We start from the raw sequence: 15,707 nt of genomic DNA, 5'->3' as shown, positions 1-15,707 counted from the left end.
AGCGATTCGGCGGCGTCCGAGGGCGTCATTAGACTGAGGCGGTGTTTCGGACCGCCCTCAGACCCAGATCCCTGCTCGTGCTGGCGGTCTGCCTGGGCGTCGCCCTCGTCTTCGTCCTGCTGAGCCGCTGGCAGCTCGAATCCAGCCGGGACGCGCAGACCGTCTACGACCCGGGCAAGGAGATCGTCCGCCCGCTGGAGGAGACCCTGGACCCCGGCGCCGCCTCGACCCTTGAGCAGGTCGACACCGCCGTGGAGGCCACCGGGACCTATGTGCCGGATTCGACCGTGCTGATCGAGGACCGCCTGCAGGACGGGCGCTCCGGCTGGTGGGTTGTGGCCGGCCTGCAGATCCCGGGAACGCAGGACGACTGGTCGGGTGCCGATGCAGACCTGGTGCTGCCCGTCGTGCGCGGCTGGACGGATGACCCCGAGCACATCCCGCAGCTTCCCGAGGGGGAGGTCTCCGTGGCCGGGCGGCTGCTGCCGCAGGAGGCCCCGGTCTCCACCCAGGACCAGGAGCCGCAGCGCTACGCCAGCCTGTCGCCGGCCCAGCTGTCCAACGTGTGGGACGTGCCGATCTACTCCGGATTCGTCACCGCCATGGCCGAGGCCCCTGCCGCGCAGCCCGCGCCCCAGGACGGATCGACCGGCCTGGCGGAGGACGACGGCACCCTGCCGGAGCAGGGCGGCCTGATGTCGCCGCAGCTGGAGGCCGTCTCGGTCGATCAGCAGCCCACGGACACCTCGCTGGATCCGCTGAACATCTTCTACGCGGTCGAGTGGGTGGTCTTCGCGGGCTTCGCGATGTGGATCTGGTTCTCCTCCGTGCGCGACGAGCACCGGCGCAGACAGGACCCTGCGGCCTGGTTCGAGCTCGACGGCGAGTCCCTGGCCTACGCCTGGGATCAGGAGGCTCAGCGCTTCTACTACTACGATCCCGTCGCCGGGGAGTACTTCTACTTCGACGACCAGCCCGCCGCGGACCAGAGCGTCCCGGCCGGTGCAGATGACCAACCGGAGGACCGCGGGCGAATCGACCCGCAGAGCGGAGAGCAGCGATGACCCAGGGAGCCCCGCAGGAGGGAACGCCCCGGCCCAAGCAGCGCACCGACGGCGTGCGCGTCACGGCGCCGGAGGGGGCGGATCCGTCGAAGGCCCGCGAGCCGGGCCAGCTGCCGCAGTACTCGGCGCTGCGCACGCGCCGGCGCTTCGGCGGGACCGAGTCCCAGATCAGGTGGTGGCTGAACTTCTACATGGTCTGGGCCTGGATCTCCGGCACGTTCCTGCTGCTGCTCGTGGCCGAGATGATCCTGCGCTACGCCATGGGCTTCGACGTCATTGCCGGGGGCACCATGGCGGGCACGGGGGAGTCCGTGGCCCTGGGCCTGCGCGACAACGAGCTGATGGACATCGAGGGCGGCGTCAACATCTCCACCTGGGTGCTGATCGTGCACGGCTGGTTCTACGTGGTCTACCTGTTCTCGTGCTTCCGCCTGTGGATGCTCATGCGATGGCCGTTCCCGCAGTTCATCGTCATGGCCCTGGGCGGCGTGGTGCCGTTCCTGTCCTTCATCGTCGAGCGCAAGATCCACCGCTCGACCGCCCAGGAGCTGGCCTCGTTCCCCAAGGCGGCCAAGCGGTACTGAGGCGCCGACCGGCCGCAGCCCTGCGGTGACCTAGACTGTCGGCCGTGACATCTCAGCCCAGCACCACGTCCGCATCCGAGACCGCCGATGCAGCCCACGGGTCCCAGGGCCCGGTCCTGGTCGTCGACTACGGAGCCCAGTACGCCCAGCTCATCGCCCGCCGCGTCCGCGAGGCGGACGTCTACTCGGAGATCATCCCGCACACGCTGTCCACGCAGGAGATCCTGCAGCGCAAGCCGTCTGCGCTGATCCTCTCCGGCGGGCCGTCGTCGGTGTGGGCCGAGGGCGCCCCGGTGCGCGATGCCGAGCTCTTCGAGGCCGGGATCCCGATCTTCGGCATCTGCTACGGCTTCCAGGTGATGGCCAACGCCCTGGGCGGGACGGTGGCCAAGACGGGCGCGCGCGAGTACGGCGCCACGATCGTCGACGCATCGCTGGGCGTCGCGGACACCGCGCCCGAGGGCCAGGACGTGCCGGGACCGGATTCGATCCTCACCGGCTCCCCGCGCCTGCAGAAGGTCTGGATGAGCCACGGGGACTCCGTGACCGAGGCCCCCCAGGGCTTCCGCGTGCTGGCGTCGTCCGGCGGCGCCCCCGTCGCCGCGTTCGTGGACGAGCAGCGGCGCCTGGCCGGTGTGCAATGGCATCCGGAGGTCCGCCACACCGAGCACGGCCAGGCCACGATCGAGCACTTCCTCTTCGGGATCGCCGGGCTGAAGCCCACGTGGTCCACCGAGAACATCATCGACGCCCAGGTCGAGCGCATCCGCGAGCAGGTCGGCGACGGCCGCGCGATCTGCGGGCTCTCCGGCGGCGTGGACTCGGCGGTGGCCGCAGCGCTCGTCCAGCGCGCGATCGGGGACCGCCTGACCTGCGTGCTCGTGGACCACGGGCTCATGCGCCAGGACGAGGTCGAGCAGGTCGAGACGGAGTACGTGGCCTCGACCGGCGTCAACCTGCACGTGGCGCGGGAGTCCGAGCGCTTCCTCGATGCCCTGGCGGGAGTCAGCGACCCCGAGACCAAGCGCAAGATCATCGGCCGCGAGTTCATCCGCGCATTCGAGGCCGCCGAGGAGGCGGTGCTCGTGGCCGCTGCGGATGAGGGCGCCAAGGTCACCCACCTGGTCCAGGGGACCCTCTACCCGGACGTCGTCGAATCCGGCGGCGGCGAGGGCGCGGCCACGATCAAGTCCCACCACAACGTCGGCGGGCTGCCCGAGGACCTCGAGTTCGAGCTCGTGGAGCCTCTGCGCGAGCTGTTCAAGGACGAGGTCCGCGAGGTCGGCCGCCAGCTGGGCCTGCCCGAGTCGATCGTGGGACGGCAGCCGTTCCCCGGTCCGGGGCTGGGCATCCGCATCATCGGCGAGGTGACCAGCGAGCGCCTGGAGATCCTGCGCCGCGCGGATGCGATCGCCCGCGAGGAGCTCACCGAATCCGGGCTGGATCAGGAGGTCTGGCAGATGCCGGTCGTCCTGCTGGCAGACGTCCGCTCGGTGGGCGTGCAGGGCGATGGCCGCACCTACGGCCACCCGATCGTGCTGCGCCCCGTGTCCAGCGAGGATGCCATGACCGCCGACTGGTCCCGCCTCCCGGAGGACCTGCTGGCGCGGATCTCCAACCGGATCACGAACGAGGTCCAGGAGATCAACCGCGTGGTCCTGGACGTGACGTCCAAGCCGCCGGGAACCATCGAGTGGGAGTGAGCGGCGGGGCCGCAACGGCCCTGCCGCCTCCCGCAGGCGGCGTCTTGCGCGCCGACTGAGCAGTCCCCGACGCCGCGGCCCGCCCAGGCCGCGGCGCTCACCCATTAGGAGAAGCATGTCCCCCTCGTCCGAGTCCGGAGCCCCCGTTCCGCACGGCTCCGCGTCCTCCCACCGCAGCGGCCAGGAGACCGTCTCGCTGCAGGCCTGGACGCGGCAGATGGACGCCTACACCGGCCCGGACACGCTGCTGGACTTCAACCAGGTCGACAACGTCTGCATCGACCTGACGGAGGCCAACTCCTCCGGGCAGGCGCAGCTGATGATGGGCCGCCCCACCCGCTTGTCCACGATCATGCGCGAGCAGGCGGGGCTGCAGCGGGCGTCGCGCGCGGCGCGGATCCTGCGCACCAAGATCCACGAGCTCTCCGCCCAGCACGGGCTCGATGCCGCCTACCTGGCGGCCGGCACCGCCTCCTGGCTGCAGGCGGAGCCGCGTCCCCGTGCGGAGGACTCCCAGGGCCCGCACGAGGCGGGGGAGCGCGGCCACGGCGACCGGCACTCGACGCAGCGGCGGTTCATCGCCCCGGTCCTGCTCGCCCCCGTGACCATCCGCCCGCGCTCGGACGGCGATGACTTCGATCTGCAGATCGTGGGCCCCGCTCAGCTCAACCCGGCCATGGTCCGGCGCCTGCTGGCCGATCACGGGGTGGACCTGACCACCGGCGAGATCTCCCGCCTGGCCTACGGCACGCGCCGACTGGATCCGGCACCGGTGCTCGAGTCCCTGCGCATGGTCGCCTCCGAGATCCCGGGCATGCACGTGGAGCACCGCCTCCTGGTCTCCACCTTCGCGGACCTGCACGACCGTCCCGCCGATGAGCACGTGCCCGCGCGCACCGACGTGATCCGCGACCTGGCCCGCCTGAAGTCCACGGCCGTCGGCAAGATCCCGCAGCCGCAGCCGCTGCAGAACCGCTCCGCGCCGCTGGATCAGCGCGATCCGGACTCCGAGCTGCTGCTGCTCGACGCCGACAGCTCCCAGCAGGAGGTCGTGGACCTCGCCACGCAGGGCGACTCCTTCGTGGTCACCGCAGCCCCCGGCACCGGGCAGATCGCGACCGCCGTGAACACCGTCGGCGCGCTCGTGGCCCAGGGCCGCTCCGTGCTCGTGCTGGGGGAGCGCCGGGCCGCCCTGGCCGATTTCCACCGAGGCTTCGAGATGCTCGGGCTGTCGTCGTCGGTGCTGCAGCTGGGCTCGCACCTGACGGGCGAGGACGTCGCCGGCCAGCTCGTCGAGTCGATCACGCGCGCCGAGCGCGCCCAGGAGCCGGACCTGCGCGCCCTGCACAACCGGCTGCGCTCCGTGCGCGACCTGCTGGCCGGGCACATGGAGGCCCTGCACCGCCAGCGCCCGCGCGTGGAGGCCTCCGCGTATCAGGCCATGCAGGCCCTGGCCGAGCTCACCTCCCGCCCGGACGGGCCCACCACCCGGGTCCGGTTCTCGCGCGGGGTGCTCGACGCCGCCGCCCACCGCGCCGAGATCACCCGCCAGCTCGAGAGGGCCGCGGAGCTCGGAGCCTTCGACGCCGCGACCCTCGACGGGCCGTGGGAGGGCGCGCGCCTGGTCAATGACGAGGAGACCCGGCAGGCCCGTCACCTGGCCCAGTCGTTGCTGCTCGAGCTGACCACCCTGGAGACCGGGATGCGCACGGTGATGTCGGTCTCGGGGATGCGCGCCGGGGCCACGATCCCCGAATGGGGCCAGCAGCTGCGCCTGCTGCAGGAGGTCGAGTCTTCCCTGCGCTCCTTCACCCCGGACATCTTCGACCGTCCGGTGACGGATCTGATCGCGGCCACGGCGGCCTCGTCCTGGCGGCGTGATCACGCGATCGAGATGTCCGGGCTGCAGCGCTCGCGGCTGCGCAAGGCGGCCAAGGAGTACATCCGACCGGGCGTCCACCTCTCGGACCTGCACGCCTCCCTGGTCAAGGTCCAGTCGGAGCGCGACCGCTGGCGCTCCTGGTCCACCACGATCGAGAAGCCCGAGATCTCGGACGCGGTCGACGACGTCGCCGAGATCCAGCAGCGCTTCATCGAGGACCTCGAGGGCCTGATGATCGCCCTGGAGGGCTCCCGCACGGGCGGGGGCCTGATGGAGCTCGACGTCGCCGAGCTGCGCGAGGTGCTCACCCAGCTGATCGACGATGAGGCCAATCTGGAGACCATCCCCGAGCGGACGCTGCTGCTCGAGGGCCTGCGCGATCGCGGCCTCGGCGAGTTCGTCGAGGACCTGACCTCTCGGCGCGTGCCCGGGCACCGGGTGGCCGAGGAGTTCGATCTGGCCTGGTGGCAGTCCTCGCTGGAGGCCATGGCCGCCGATGACGGCCTGCTGCCCATGACGGACGGCTCGAGCCTGCGCCGCGCCGAGCAGGACTTCCGCCGCGCCGACTCCGCGCACATCTCCTCCGGTCCGCAGCGCCTGATCTGGGCCCAGGCCCAGCGCTGGCGCCGTCTGCTGCGGGAGCAGCCGGAGGCCGCAGGGGAGCTGCGCGACATGCTGCGCCAGGGCAGCGCCCCGCTGCCGCAGCTGCTCAAGGCCTGCGGCGACCTCACCCGTGCGCTGGCCCCCGTGTGGACCGCGAGCCCGCTCGTGCTCTCGGCTGCGCTTCCCGATGACCTCGAGATCGACGCCGTCGTGGTCCTGGACGGGGAGTCGACGCCGCTGGCGGCCGTGCTGCCCGCCGTGACCCGTGCTCGCCAGGTCGTCGTCTTCGGCGATCCCGCCCTGGGCCGCCCGCAGCCCTTCACCGTGGCGCCCATGACAGGGGAGTCCTCCGGGCCGGTGACCGAGGTGGACTCCGCGTTCGACGCGCTCTCGCGAGTCGTCGATCGCCGTCAGCTGCGCGTGCTGTACCGGGACATGGACGCTCACCTGTTCGATCAGCTCAACGCGGACTTCTACGGGGGGCAGCTCACTCGCCTGCCCTCCGGCACCGCGCTCACCGAGGGCGATTCCCGCCTGGAGGTCGAGTACGTCGCCGACGGCTACGGCGAGCTGGCCGCCGGGCACGAGGGCGTGCAGTCCCCGAACGCCGAGGTGCGCCGCGTGGTCCAGCTCGTGATCCGCCACGCGCGCCTGCACCCGGAGCGCTCGCTGGCCGTCGTGACCCCGAGCGCCCGCCATGCCGCACGCGTCGCCCAGGGCGTGAGCGCCGTGCTGGGGCAGCGCCCCGAGCTCGCGGAGTTCTTCCGGCCCGGGCCCGAGTCCTTCCGCGTGGTGGATCTGCATCGGGCCGTGGGGCTGCAGCGCGACACCGTGATCTTCAGCGTGGGCTTCGGGCGCACCGATCACGATCGCGTGCTGCCCTACCTGGGGCAGCTCTCGGACCGCGACGGCCGCCGGGGCTTCGTCCTGGGGATGACGCGCTCGCGGCTGAACACGATCGTGGTCTCGTCCATCCGTCCCGAGGAGCTGGAGCCCAGCTCTCTGCACAACGGCGCTCGCGATCTGCATCGCCTGCTGCTGCGCATCGAGGAGGCCGGGCACGTCCGCATCGGCGCCGCCGATGAGCCGCTGCTGGCCCAGAAGGACGAGCGGCAGGAAGTTCTCCAGGACGCCGCCGGGACTTCGGAGGCAGGGGATGCCGGGGCCGAGGCCCCTGAGGCCGAGGCCGCCCACGAGTCGCCGGAGCCCGTCGAGGCCGCTGAGCGGCCCGAGGCGCAGGACCGTCCCAAGCGCCCGCACCTCTCGCTGGTGGGGGCTGTGGAGCCCGCCCGGGCCGAGCAGGACGACGAGCCCGCGGCCGAGCCGGCCACGCAGCCGATCCTGGTGCACGATCCCATGGAGCTGGCCGACGCCGCCGTCCACGAGGACGCCCTGGTGCAGGACCTCTCGCGCCGTCTGGTGCAGCGCGGCGCGGCGGTGCGCCATCACCACGAGGACGCGATCGACCTGATCGCCTGGTCCGAGACCGCCGAGTCGCTGTCGGCCGGAGCCGTGGTGGGTCAGCGCTCCAGCGGCGACCCGGTGCGCATCCCGGTGGCCGTGGTCTCCGACGGCACCGAGCAGGTGGCCCGCATGTCGGTGCGCGAGCGCTCGCGGCTGCGCCCGCAGCAGCTCGAGCGCAGCGGCTGGAACCACCTCACGCTGTGGACCATCGAGGTCTTCACCCAGCCCGACGCCGTGGCCGGCCTGATCTGCCGCTACCTGGGGCTGCCGGCTGATACCGGCACCACCGGCGTGGACGGGGCCGGGACGACGGGCCGATCGTGAGCCCGCAGGAGCCTCGGCGGCGCCCGCCGCGCGGCACGCGCCGAGCGGTCGGCGGCAGCCCGGCGCCCGGGCCGGATGCCGGGTCCGGCGGCGCTGAGCAGCGCCCTGCAGCCTCGGATCGAGCGCACGAGCCGACCCCCGAGACCCTGGACGAGGTCCCGGACGACGCCCAGCGCGACGACTGGCCCAGCGCCCAGCGGCCTCCGCACTGGGGCTGAGCGCCTCAGCATCCGCGGGCGCGGCCACGAGCACCGGCACGAGCTCGCCCTCCGGGGCAGCCGCCAGGCGCTCGGCCGTGGCGGCATCTGCGCCCACGACCAGAAGGTCGTCCTGGCTCTCCGGCGTGGAGGCCAGCAGGCCGTCGGCAGGCTCAGCCGGATCGGCCACCCAGAGCACCGGCAGCTGCGCCGCCACTCGCGCCGAGGTCTCGGAGGCACCGGTCTCCTCGGAGCCCTCGGCCCCGCCCTCGGACGCGTCGGCGGCATCACCGTCGGTCCGGTCATCGGCTGCGGCGCTCGGCGAAGGAGCCGGGAGATCGGCATCGGAGCGGATGAGGTCCACGTGCTGACCGGGCCGCACGTGGGTCAGTGTGGCGGAATCAGCCACGCGCAGCGTGACGGCCGTGGTGCCGGGCGGCTGCCCCGAGAGCAGATCCGGTCCGAGCACCGACGGGCCGGTCAGCGGCTGTCCCTCGAGGACCGCGCTGGCCAGGGTGCGCCCCACCCATGTCTCGATCTGCTGACCCGCTCCCGGGGAGTCCCCGGCCGCATCTGCGGCCAATCCCTCGCTCGGGGTGCTGAGGGGATCCGTGCTTGGCTGCCGTGTCCCGACGGAGCTGCCCTGGTCGTCGGGGGCCGGGGCGGCTGCGGTGTCCTCGGCGCCTGCTGCGGACTCGCCGGGCACCAGATCGACCGGGTAGTCGGCCACCCGGAGGTCATCGGCGGACAGGACCGTGCCGGCGCCCAGGGAGCGGGTCGCCACCACCGTGGGCACAGTGCGCTGGGAGGCCGGGCTGATCTGCAGCACCGCGATGGCTGCGGCGATGCTCAGGAGCACAGCGGCGATCAGGCGTCGGCGTCGGGACAGGGCCGTGCGCAGCGTGATCCCCAGCGGATAGCGCGGTCGTCGTGGAGCGGAGCGGGGTCTCCTCCGCGCTGTGCCGCGGCCGCCGAGTCGTGCACGGCGGCCGGGGGAGGGGGCCGAGCCCCGTCGGATCGTCATGCCCGCACGCTAGGCGGGGCCTCGAGTCCCGTGGCGCGGCTGCTGTGCCGGTGGGGGAGCGGCGGCCCGAGAAGGCGGTCCGATGCGCGGCTGTGGAGCCTCGGAGCAGCCGCACATCGGAGGCACAGCCGCGATCAGCGGGTCAGTCCGACGAGCTCGAGCTCGAGGAGGCGGAGCTCGAGGAGCTCGTGCCAGAGGTGCTGGACTCCGAGGATGAAGCAGAGGACGAGGAGCTGCTCGCACGGGAGTCGTTGCGGTAGAAGCCCGAGCCCTTGAAGACCACGCCCACGGAGTTGAACTGCTTGCGCAGCTCGCCGCCGCACTGCGGGCACTCGCTCAGCGGGGCGTCCGAGAAGGACTGGCGGACCTCGAGCTGGTGGCCGCAGCTCTTGCACTTGTAGGCGTAGACGGGCATGGAGGGACCTTCCGGACGACGGCGAGGCACGGTGCGTGCCGAGGGCGGGGCCGCGGCGGCCTCTGCTGAGGAGACGACGGCGGCTTCGGATCGGCCTCGATTCTATGCGCCTGTGCTCTCGGCCCTCGCCGCCGAGCCCTGCAGATCGACCAGCCCCGTCTCGGTCAGGGCGAGGTGAAGCCGGGCGTCCCAGAGCTCGCCGGGAACAGCGCCAGGAGGCAGCACCTCCCGGGCGAAGACGCAGGCCGCTGCCGGGGTCCCAGGGTCGAGCGACTGCAGGAAGGCGTCGTAGAACCCGCCGCCCATGCCCAGGCGCAGGCCCTCGGCGTCGACGGCCAGGGCGGGCACCAGGACCAGTCCGAGATCCTGCGGAGCCTCGCTGAGGGGCCCGACCGCCTCGGGCAGGCCCCCGGGCCCGGACGGGGCGAAGCCCGTGGAGTCCAGCCACGGCGTCCACAGCATCCTGCGTCCGGGCTGGGTCACAGGCAGCAGCAGGCTCCGATGGGCCATGTGCTCCCGCAGCGCCTCCGTGAGCGGGGGCTCCTCGGGCAGCGGCAGGAAGGCGAGCACGGGGCCGTCGGGATGCCGGGAGAGCAGCTGCTCGAGCCCGGTGGCAAAGCCGACGACCTGCCGGGAGCGCTCCTGCACGGAAGTCCCCGCGCGGTCCGCGCGCAGACGTCGACGCAGCGCGCGCTTGCGCTCACGGACTGAGGGCACTGGCGTCTGAGGAGCGTCGGAGCCGGTCATGAGCCCCATCATGGCAGTTCATGAAGCTGACGCCTCTGTCCACACTGTGGCACCGGCCTCGATGAAATCCGATGTGCTGCTGGGCGCTGAGATGCCCCCTGGGGCGACGAGACGGCGCTGGCAGCGGGGCTGCGAAAGCGGCGGGCACAGCGCGACGGCCCACAGCCGGGAGGCCGGTCCGCGAACACGGCTCGCGGGGTGATGCGACCCATAAGGGGCCCACAGGGGGCGTTCCGTTAGCCTTCGACCATGAGCTCTGAGAATCCCAAGCGCACCGTCCGCAAGGCCGTCCTGCCCGCCGCCGGGCTGGGCACCCGCTTCCTGCCCGCCACGAAGGCCACTCCCAAGGAGATGCTGCCCGTGGTGGATCGCCCCGCGATCCAGTACGTGGTGCAGGAGGCCGTCGATGCCGGTCTGACCGATCTGCTCGTGATCACGGGCCGCTCCAAGCGCGCCCTCGAGGACCATTTCGACCGCATCCCGTCGCTGGAGGCCCAGCTCAAGGAGTCCGGCAAGGACAAGCTGCTCGAGGCCGTCGAGCACGCCTCCGAGCTCGGCGACCTGCACTACCTGCGGCAGGGCGACCCCAAGGGCCTGGGCCACGCGGTCCTGCGCGCCAAGACCCACGTGGGCGACGAGCCCTTCGCGGTGCTTCTCGGCGACGACCTCATCGACGAGAAGGAGGACCTCCTCTCCGAGATGATCGAGGTCCAGCAGCGCACCGGCGGCTCGGTCGTGGCCCTGCTCGAGGTCCCGCAGGAGAGCATCGGCGCCTACGGCTGCGCCGACGTCTCCGCGGTCGAGGGCGAGGACTACGTCCGCGTCAACGGCCTGGTTGAGAAACCCGAGCCCGCCGAGGCGCCGTCGAACCTCGCGGTCATCGGGCGCTACGTCCTGCACCAGGGCGTCTTCGAGGTGCTCGAGCACACCGAGCCCGGCCGCGGCGACGAGATCCAGCTGACCGACGCCCTGGCCGAGCTGGCCGCCCAGGAGGGCGAGGGCGGCGGCGTGTACGGCGTGGTCTTCCGCGGCCGCCGCTACGACACCGGCGACAAGCTGTCCTACCTCAAGGCCAACGTCACCATCGCCTCGGAGCGCGAGGACCTCGGCCCGGAGCTGCGCGCGTGGCTGATCGAGTTCGCCAAGGGCCTCGAGGGCAAGGACGCCGACCAGGCGTGAGCCCGCGGGTTCAGTGGCCCGTGCGGCTGTCCTGGGGCGACCTGCGGCTGCGTCCCCTCGTCGCGCGCGATCGCGGCGAGTGGGATGCGGTGCGGTGGGAGAACCGGGAGTGGCTGGACCCGTGGGAGGCCACGAACCCAGAGCCCTCCGAGACGCTGCCGTCGTTCCGGCGCTTCGTGCGGGAGCAGGACCGGGAGGCGAGAGCGGGACGCAGCCTGCCGTGGGTCATCGCGGAGCGGCGCCCGGACGGCTCCTGGCCGATGGTCGGCCAGCTCGCCGTCTCGTCGATCACCGGCGGAGCCGCGCGCAGCGCCTCGATCGGCTACTGGGTCGACGCCACGTGCGCCGGACGCGGGATCGCGCCCATGGCGGTCGCGATGGCCGTGGACTACTGCTTCCAGCATCGCCGCCTCCACCGGGTCGAGATCAACATCCGCCCGCAGAATGCAGCGTCCCTGCGCATCGTCGAGAAGCTGGGCTTCCGCGACGAGGGGCTGCGGCGGGATTACCTGCACATCGCGGGGAGCTGGAGCGATCACCGCAGCTTCGCGCTGACGGCCCCGGAGCTCGCTGCCGGGGGCCTGGTCGAGCGCTTCACCGGCACCGGCAGGCCGATGATCGTGCAGTCCTGAAGGTGTGTCGCGCGGCGCTTCGCTGCGACGCATTCCCGGGGGAGTATGGGATCATGGAGCCCAGCACCTGAACGTGCCGCCGTTCTGCGCTGTCTTCGACCCGCAGCGGATCCGGCACCAGCCGAACCGCCTCATGACCTTGAGAATCCGAGGAGCCCGGAAGATGCCGAGCAGCGACACCCAGCCTTCAGCCGGCGTCTTCGACGGCCTGGCGATCAGGTGGGATCGCACCTCCGTGTTCCTGCTGGGCGCCGGGAGCCTCGCGCTGGCCGTCGTGCTGGGTCTTCTGACCCCCTTCACCGCCGTGACCTGGCCCTGGCCGGTCTTCCTGCTCCTGCTGGGCACGGGCAGCATCGCAACCCTCGTGTACGTCGCGGATCAGGAGCGCGCCGCTGCGCCGGCCGCCGGCACCTCCGTGCGCAGCGCCCGCAGCGCGATCGGTGCTGAGGCTGCCGTCGAGGGCCAGCCGGAGCAGGCCGAGGCGCAGGACCGAGCGCTGTTCGACAACGAGCAGCACGTCGCCCGGGAGGCCGAGCGCCGCGAGCAGGCGGATCGCCAGGACCTGGACCTTCCCGAGGATCAGGAGTTCCTGGACGACCTGCGCTTCGAGGACGAGGAGCAGGACGCCGGCCGCAGCGTCGTCCGCTCCTCCACGGCCGCCCCGTACGTCCCGCCGCGCGCCGACCTCCAGCGCTCCGCCGCACGTCCGGCGGGCGTGCGCACCCAGGCTGCCGGTCAGCTCGTGCCCACCCACGAGGAGCTTCGCGCCGCAGCACGTCGGGTGGCCGAGCAGTCCTCGCAGGGCCGCGGCGAGACCTGGGAGCCCGTCCCGGTGCCCAAGCCCACCTACGCCCGCGTCGCTGTGGCGCCCCGTGCGGCCGTCGAGCCCATGCAGGCCCCGGCCGCGCCCAAGACCTCCGGACGCCCGCTGCGCGAGGCCGCTCAGGTCCCGCAGCCCCAGACCGAGCGCCCCGGCGCCTCCATCGACCTCGACGACGTCCTGTCGCGGCGCCGGGCCTGAGCCGGCCTGCCAGCCCGCACACCCTTCGAGAACATCGTCGGCCGCATCGCCATCGGGCGAGGCGGCCGACGACATTCCGCTCCCACCCGCAGAAGCCACAGCACCTCCACGACCTCCCGAGAGGAGATCCGGCGATGACCCCCAGCACCCAGCCCGAGATCGAGCGCAAGTACGAGGTGCCCGCAGGGGCCGAGCCGGTGTGGGATGACATGCCGCGCCTCAAGGTGGAGCCGGAGCAGGATGTCCGCTCCCTCGAGGCCACCTACTACGACACCGCCACCGGCAGCCTGGCCGCCTTCGGGCTGGCGCTGCGCCGTCGTCGCGGCGGTCCGGACGAGGGGTGGCACCTGAAGTTCCGCGCCGATGGCCTCAAGCACGAGGTCCACGTGCCGCTGCTGCGCACCGCCGACCGGCTGCCGGCGCAGATGCGCCAGCTGATCTCGGGCCTGCTGGACGATCAGCCCCTCGAGCCTCTGGCCGTGCTGCGCAACGAGCGCCAGGTGCTGCAGGTGCACGACCCGGAGCACGGCCGCGTGGCCGAGATCTGCCTGGACGACGTCCGCGGCACGGAATCCGCCACGGGCATCACCCGGGTGTGGCAGGAGTACGAGATCGAGCTGGTCAACGGGACCCAGGCAGATCCCCAGGCCGTCTTCGACGAGATCGAGACGGTGCTGCTGGCGGCCGGGCTGCGTCCGTCCGCCTCTGCAGCCAAGATCGCGCGCACCCTGGGCGCCGAGGACGACGCCGAGGCCGTCACGGTGATCGGCCCCGACGGCGAGCAGCTGCCGGGCACCCAGCCGGAGGATTCCTCCGTGGACCGCGCCGAGAAGGCCTCCTCGAAGGGCAAGAAGGGGAAGAAGGACAAGAAGGACGGCGGGAAGAAGGGCAAGAAGGACAAGAAGGACGGCGGCAAGAAGGCGAAGCGGGCCGAGGCGGCCCCGGAGCCGGAGTCCGAGCCGAGCACCGAGCAGATCGTGCGGACCGCGCTGCTCGGAGCCGTCCGACAGATCCAGTGGATGGACTTCCTGGTGCGGATCGGGGCGGAGCCGGCCGTGCACGGCCTGCGCCGCGCGGCGCGCACCTGCGAGGCCCTGCTCATCGGGCTCGGCCCGGATCTGGCGAATCCCCAGGAAGCGGCCGAGGCAGGCCGGATCGTGCGCGAGATGAGCCAGGAGCTCTCCGCGCTGCGCGATGCCGAGGTCGTGGAGCAGCTGCTCCCGCTGCGTGCCCAGGACGCGGGGGAGGCTCTCTCCCGATCGGCTGCCGCCCAGCTGGTGACCATGGCCCGGGAGAACCGCGAGGCGCAGACCACGGCTGCGCGCCGGCGCCTGCTCTCCAGCGGGCACCAGGAGTCGCTGCGGGCCCTGGGCGAGATGCTCGATCGGGCGCGGCTCAGCGAGTCGGCTGCTGAGCGGACGCCCAAGAAGCTCGGCTCGCGCATGACCGAGCGCTGGCTGGAGAACGTCAGGCAGCTGGGGCCCGTGCCCGCCGAGACAGTGGAGCTCGAGGACGTGCTGGTCCACGTCCATGCCGTGCGCCGCGCGCTGCGTCTGCTCAGCTTCGGGTCCGAGGTCTTCGAGCTCACCGCGCTGCGAGCCCGCAAGTCCCAGGTCGCGGTCCTCCCGAGCGCGGAGGGCTACCTCGAGACCTGCGGGGAGCTCATGGACTGCCGCGTGATGGATCTCTGGTACGCCTCCGCCGCTCGCGCGCTCGTGCGCAAGGGCGGCGATCGCTACGGCGTGGGCATCCTGCACGGCCGGGAGCGGGCGCGGCTCGAGGCATCGGCCGAGGACAGCGTGCTCCTCCTGGAGGACCTCTTCGGCCAGCTCGAGGGCGAGGACTGAAGCCCCTGAGCCCATGAGGCCCCGCCGGACCGTTCGCCCACAGGTGACGGCCCAGCGGGGCCTCAGTCGCGACTGCTAGCCTGGGGTAAGCCCCACTACCGCCCTCGACTGCCCCACAGGACATATGCGGGCACAGGAAAGGACGATTGCATGAGCAATCCCATGCTCCGCGACTTCGGCGCCCAGAAGGGCGCCCGGCCCCAGCAGGGCCAGTACGAGCAGAACGGCCGGATCTACGACTACGCCGGCGGGGCCGGTCAGACGGCCAGCGCGGACAAGCTGCAGGGCATGTACGACCAGCCCACGGCAGGCCCTGCGCAGACCGGCCGCATGACCATGACCGACGTCGTCATGCGCACCGCCATGACCCTGGGCACCGTGATCGTCATGGCGGTCGTGGGCTGGTACGTGCCGGCCCTGGCCATCCCCGGCGCGATCATCGGCCTGGTGCTCGGCCTGGTCAACGCCTTCAAGCGCGAGCCCTCGCCCGTGCTGATCATGGCCTACGCCGCGGCTCAGGGAGCCTTCCTGGGCGGGCTGTCCATGATCATGGAGGCCAGCGCCTACCAGGGCATCGTGCTCCAGGCCGTCATCGGCACCCTGGGCGTGGCCGCCGTCGTGCTGGTGCTCAACCAGCTGGGCATCCTGCGCTCCAGCCCCGTGCTGACCAAGATCGTGCTGGTCGCCATGCTCGGCTACCTCGTGTTCGGCCTGGTCAACCTGGGCCTGTCGGTCTTCGCCGGCTTCAACATGCGCTCGGACGTCAGCATCCCGGGCACCGACCTGCCGCTGGGCCTGCTCATCGGTGCGATCGCCATCCTGCTGGCGTCGTACTCGCTCGTGCTCGACTACGAGAACATCCGCAACGGCATCGGCCGTGTGCCGGCAAAGTACGCCTGGTCTGCGGCCTTCGGCCTGACGGTCACGCTGATCTGGCTCTACGTCGAGATCCTGCGCATCCTGGCGCTGTTCAACAGCAACGACTGAGACAGCTCGCGCCGCGGGAGACATCCTGCGCAGC

Annotated in this window: 12 protein-coding genes; 10 read left to right on the top strand and 2 right to left on the bottom strand. The window is 72.1% G+C overall.

The features are described 5' to 3' along the window. The first annotated feature begins 41 nt into the window (after positions 1 to 41). From OVA15_RS07480 to OVA15_RS07460, 5 genes are all read left to right on the top strand, one after another. Positions 42 to 1,064 carry an SURF1 family protein gene (locus OVA15_RS07480; protein ID WP_268144117.1) on the top strand — a complete coding sequence of 341 codons (1,023 nt, stop codon included), beginning with the start codon at positions 42 to 44 and terminating at the stop codon, positions 1,062 to 1,064. Next, entirely contained in the window at positions 1,061 to 1,648 is a 588-nt protein-coding gene (locus OVA15_RS07475) for a DUF3817 domain-containing protein (RefSeq protein WP_024289968.1), read from the top strand. The genes OVA15_RS07480 and OVA15_RS07475 overlap by 4 nt, the downstream gene beginning before the upstream one ends. Before the next feature lie 44 nt (positions 1,649 to 1,692). Continuing rightward, a complete protein-coding gene (guaA, locus tag OVA15_RS07470) occupies positions 1,693 to 3,351 on the top strand; it encodes a glutamine-hydrolyzing GMP synthase (protein WP_006213438.1) in 1,659 nt (552 codons plus the stop codon). 115 nt (positions 3,352 to 3,466) lie between these two features. After that, complete coding sequence (locus OVA15_RS07465; protein WP_268144115.1) at positions 3,467 to 7,624, top strand: hypothetical protein; 4,158 nt, start codon at positions 3,467 to 3,469, stop codon at positions 7,622 to 7,624. Beyond that, positions 7,621 to 7,842: a hypothetical protein gene (locus OVA15_RS07460; protein ID WP_268144113.1), complete on the top strand. Its 222-nt coding sequence runs from the start codon at positions 7,621 to 7,623 to the stop codon at positions 7,840 to 7,842. The genes OVA15_RS07465 and OVA15_RS07460 overlap by 4 nt, the downstream gene beginning before the upstream one ends. Before the next feature lie 1,145 nt (positions 7,843 to 8,987). Here the strand turns inward: OVA15_RS07460 and OVA15_RS07455 are convergent. Further along, the gene (locus OVA15_RS07455) at positions 8,988 to 9,260 is read right to left on the bottom strand and encodes an FmdB family zinc ribbon protein (protein WP_006213433.1); all 273 of its coding nucleotides are present in this window, start codon (positions 9,258 to 9,260) and stop codon (positions 8,988 to 8,990) included. A gap of 102 nt (positions 9,261 to 9,362) precedes the next feature. Then, positions 9,363 to 10,007 carry a 5-formyltetrahydrofolate cyclo-ligase gene (locus OVA15_RS07450; RefSeq protein WP_158443067.1) on the bottom strand — a complete coding sequence of 215 codons (645 nt, stop codon included), beginning with the start codon at positions 10,005 to 10,007 and terminating at the stop codon, positions 9,363 to 9,365. A 249-nt stretch (positions 10,008 to 10,256) separates the two neighbouring features. On the opposite strand from OVA15_RS07450, the gene galU reads away from it, so the two are divergent. The 5 genes from galU to OVA15_RS07425 all read left to right on the top strand — a co-directional run bounded on the left by galU (position 10,257) and on the right by OVA15_RS07425 (position 15,673). After that, complete coding sequence (galU, locus tag OVA15_RS07445) at positions 10,257 to 11,186, top strand: UTP--glucose-1-phosphate uridylyltransferase GalU (RefSeq protein WP_024289973.1); 930 nt, start codon at positions 10,257 to 10,259, stop codon at positions 11,184 to 11,186. Further along, positions 11,183 to 11,818: a GNAT family N-acetyltransferase gene (locus tag OVA15_RS07440; RefSeq protein WP_024289974.1), complete on the top strand. Its 636-nt coding sequence runs from the start codon at positions 11,183 to 11,185 to the stop codon at positions 11,816 to 11,818. Before galU ends, OVA15_RS07440 begins: the two co-directional genes overlap by 4 nt. A 163-nt stretch (positions 11,819 to 11,981) precedes the next feature. Continuing rightward, entirely contained in the window at positions 11,982 to 12,839 is an 858-nt protein-coding gene (locus tag OVA15_RS07435) for a hypothetical protein (RefSeq protein ID WP_268144109.1), read from the top strand. A gap of 134 nt (positions 12,840 to 12,973) precedes the next feature. After that, the gene (locus tag OVA15_RS07430) at positions 12,974 to 14,686 is read left to right on the top strand and encodes a CYTH and CHAD domain-containing protein (RefSeq protein WP_268144107.1); all 1,713 of its coding nucleotides are present in this window, start codon (positions 12,974 to 12,976) and stop codon (positions 14,684 to 14,686) included. Positions 14,687 to 14,836: 150 nt separating this feature from the next. Next, positions 14,837 to 15,673 carry a Bax inhibitor-1/YccA family protein gene (locus OVA15_RS07425; RefSeq protein WP_006213426.1) on the top strand — a complete coding sequence of 279 codons (837 nt, stop codon included), beginning with the start codon at positions 14,837 to 14,839 and terminating at the stop codon, positions 15,671 to 15,673. The last annotated feature ends 34 nt before the right edge of the window (positions 15,674 to 15,707 follow it).

Origin of the sequence: Kocuria sp. SL71, assembly GCF_026672465.1 — a bacterium.
In the GTDB taxonomy this organism is placed as follows: domain Bacteria; phylum Actinomycetota; class Actinomycetes; order Actinomycetales; family Micrococcaceae; genus Kocuria; species Kocuria palustris.
Note: the sequence above shows the minus strand (reverse complement) of the source record. Positions and strands in the feature narration are given on the sequence as shown.

What these genes read in the sequence shown, in the direction of transcription:
- OVA15_RS07435 (WP_268144109.1), top strand. Translation starts at nt 11,982, where the DNA reads ATGCCGAGCAGCGACACCCAGCCTTCAGCCGGCGTCTTCGACGGCCTG.
- OVA15_RS07475 (WP_024289968.1), top strand. Translation starts at nt 1,061, where the DNA reads ATGACCCAGGGAGCCCCGCAGGAGGGAACGCCCCGGCCCAAGCAGCGC.
- OVA15_RS07455 (WP_006213433.1), bottom strand. Translation starts at nt 9,260, where the DNA reads ATGCCCGTCTACGCCTACAAGTGCAAGAGCTGCGGCCACCAGCTCGAG.
- galU (WP_024289973.1), top strand. Translation starts at nt 10,257, where the DNA reads ATGAGCTCTGAGAATCCCAAGCGCACCGTCCGCAAGGCCGTCCTGCCC.
- OVA15_RS07430 (WP_268144107.1), top strand. Translation starts at nt 12,974, where the DNA reads ATGACCCCCAGCACCCAGCCCGAGATCGAGCGCAAGTACGAGGTGCCC.
- OVA15_RS07465 (WP_268144115.1), top strand. Translation starts at nt 3,467, where the DNA reads ATGTCCCCCTCGTCCGAGTCCGGAGCCCCCGTTCCGCACGGCTCCGCG.
- OVA15_RS07450 (WP_158443067.1), bottom strand. Translation starts at nt 10,007, where the DNA reads ATGACCGGCTCCGACGCTCCTCAGACGCCAGTGCCCTCAGTCCGTGAG.
- OVA15_RS07425 (WP_006213426.1), top strand. Translation starts at nt 14,837, where the DNA reads ATGAGCAATCCCATGCTCCGCGACTTCGGCGCCCAGAAGGGCGCCCGG.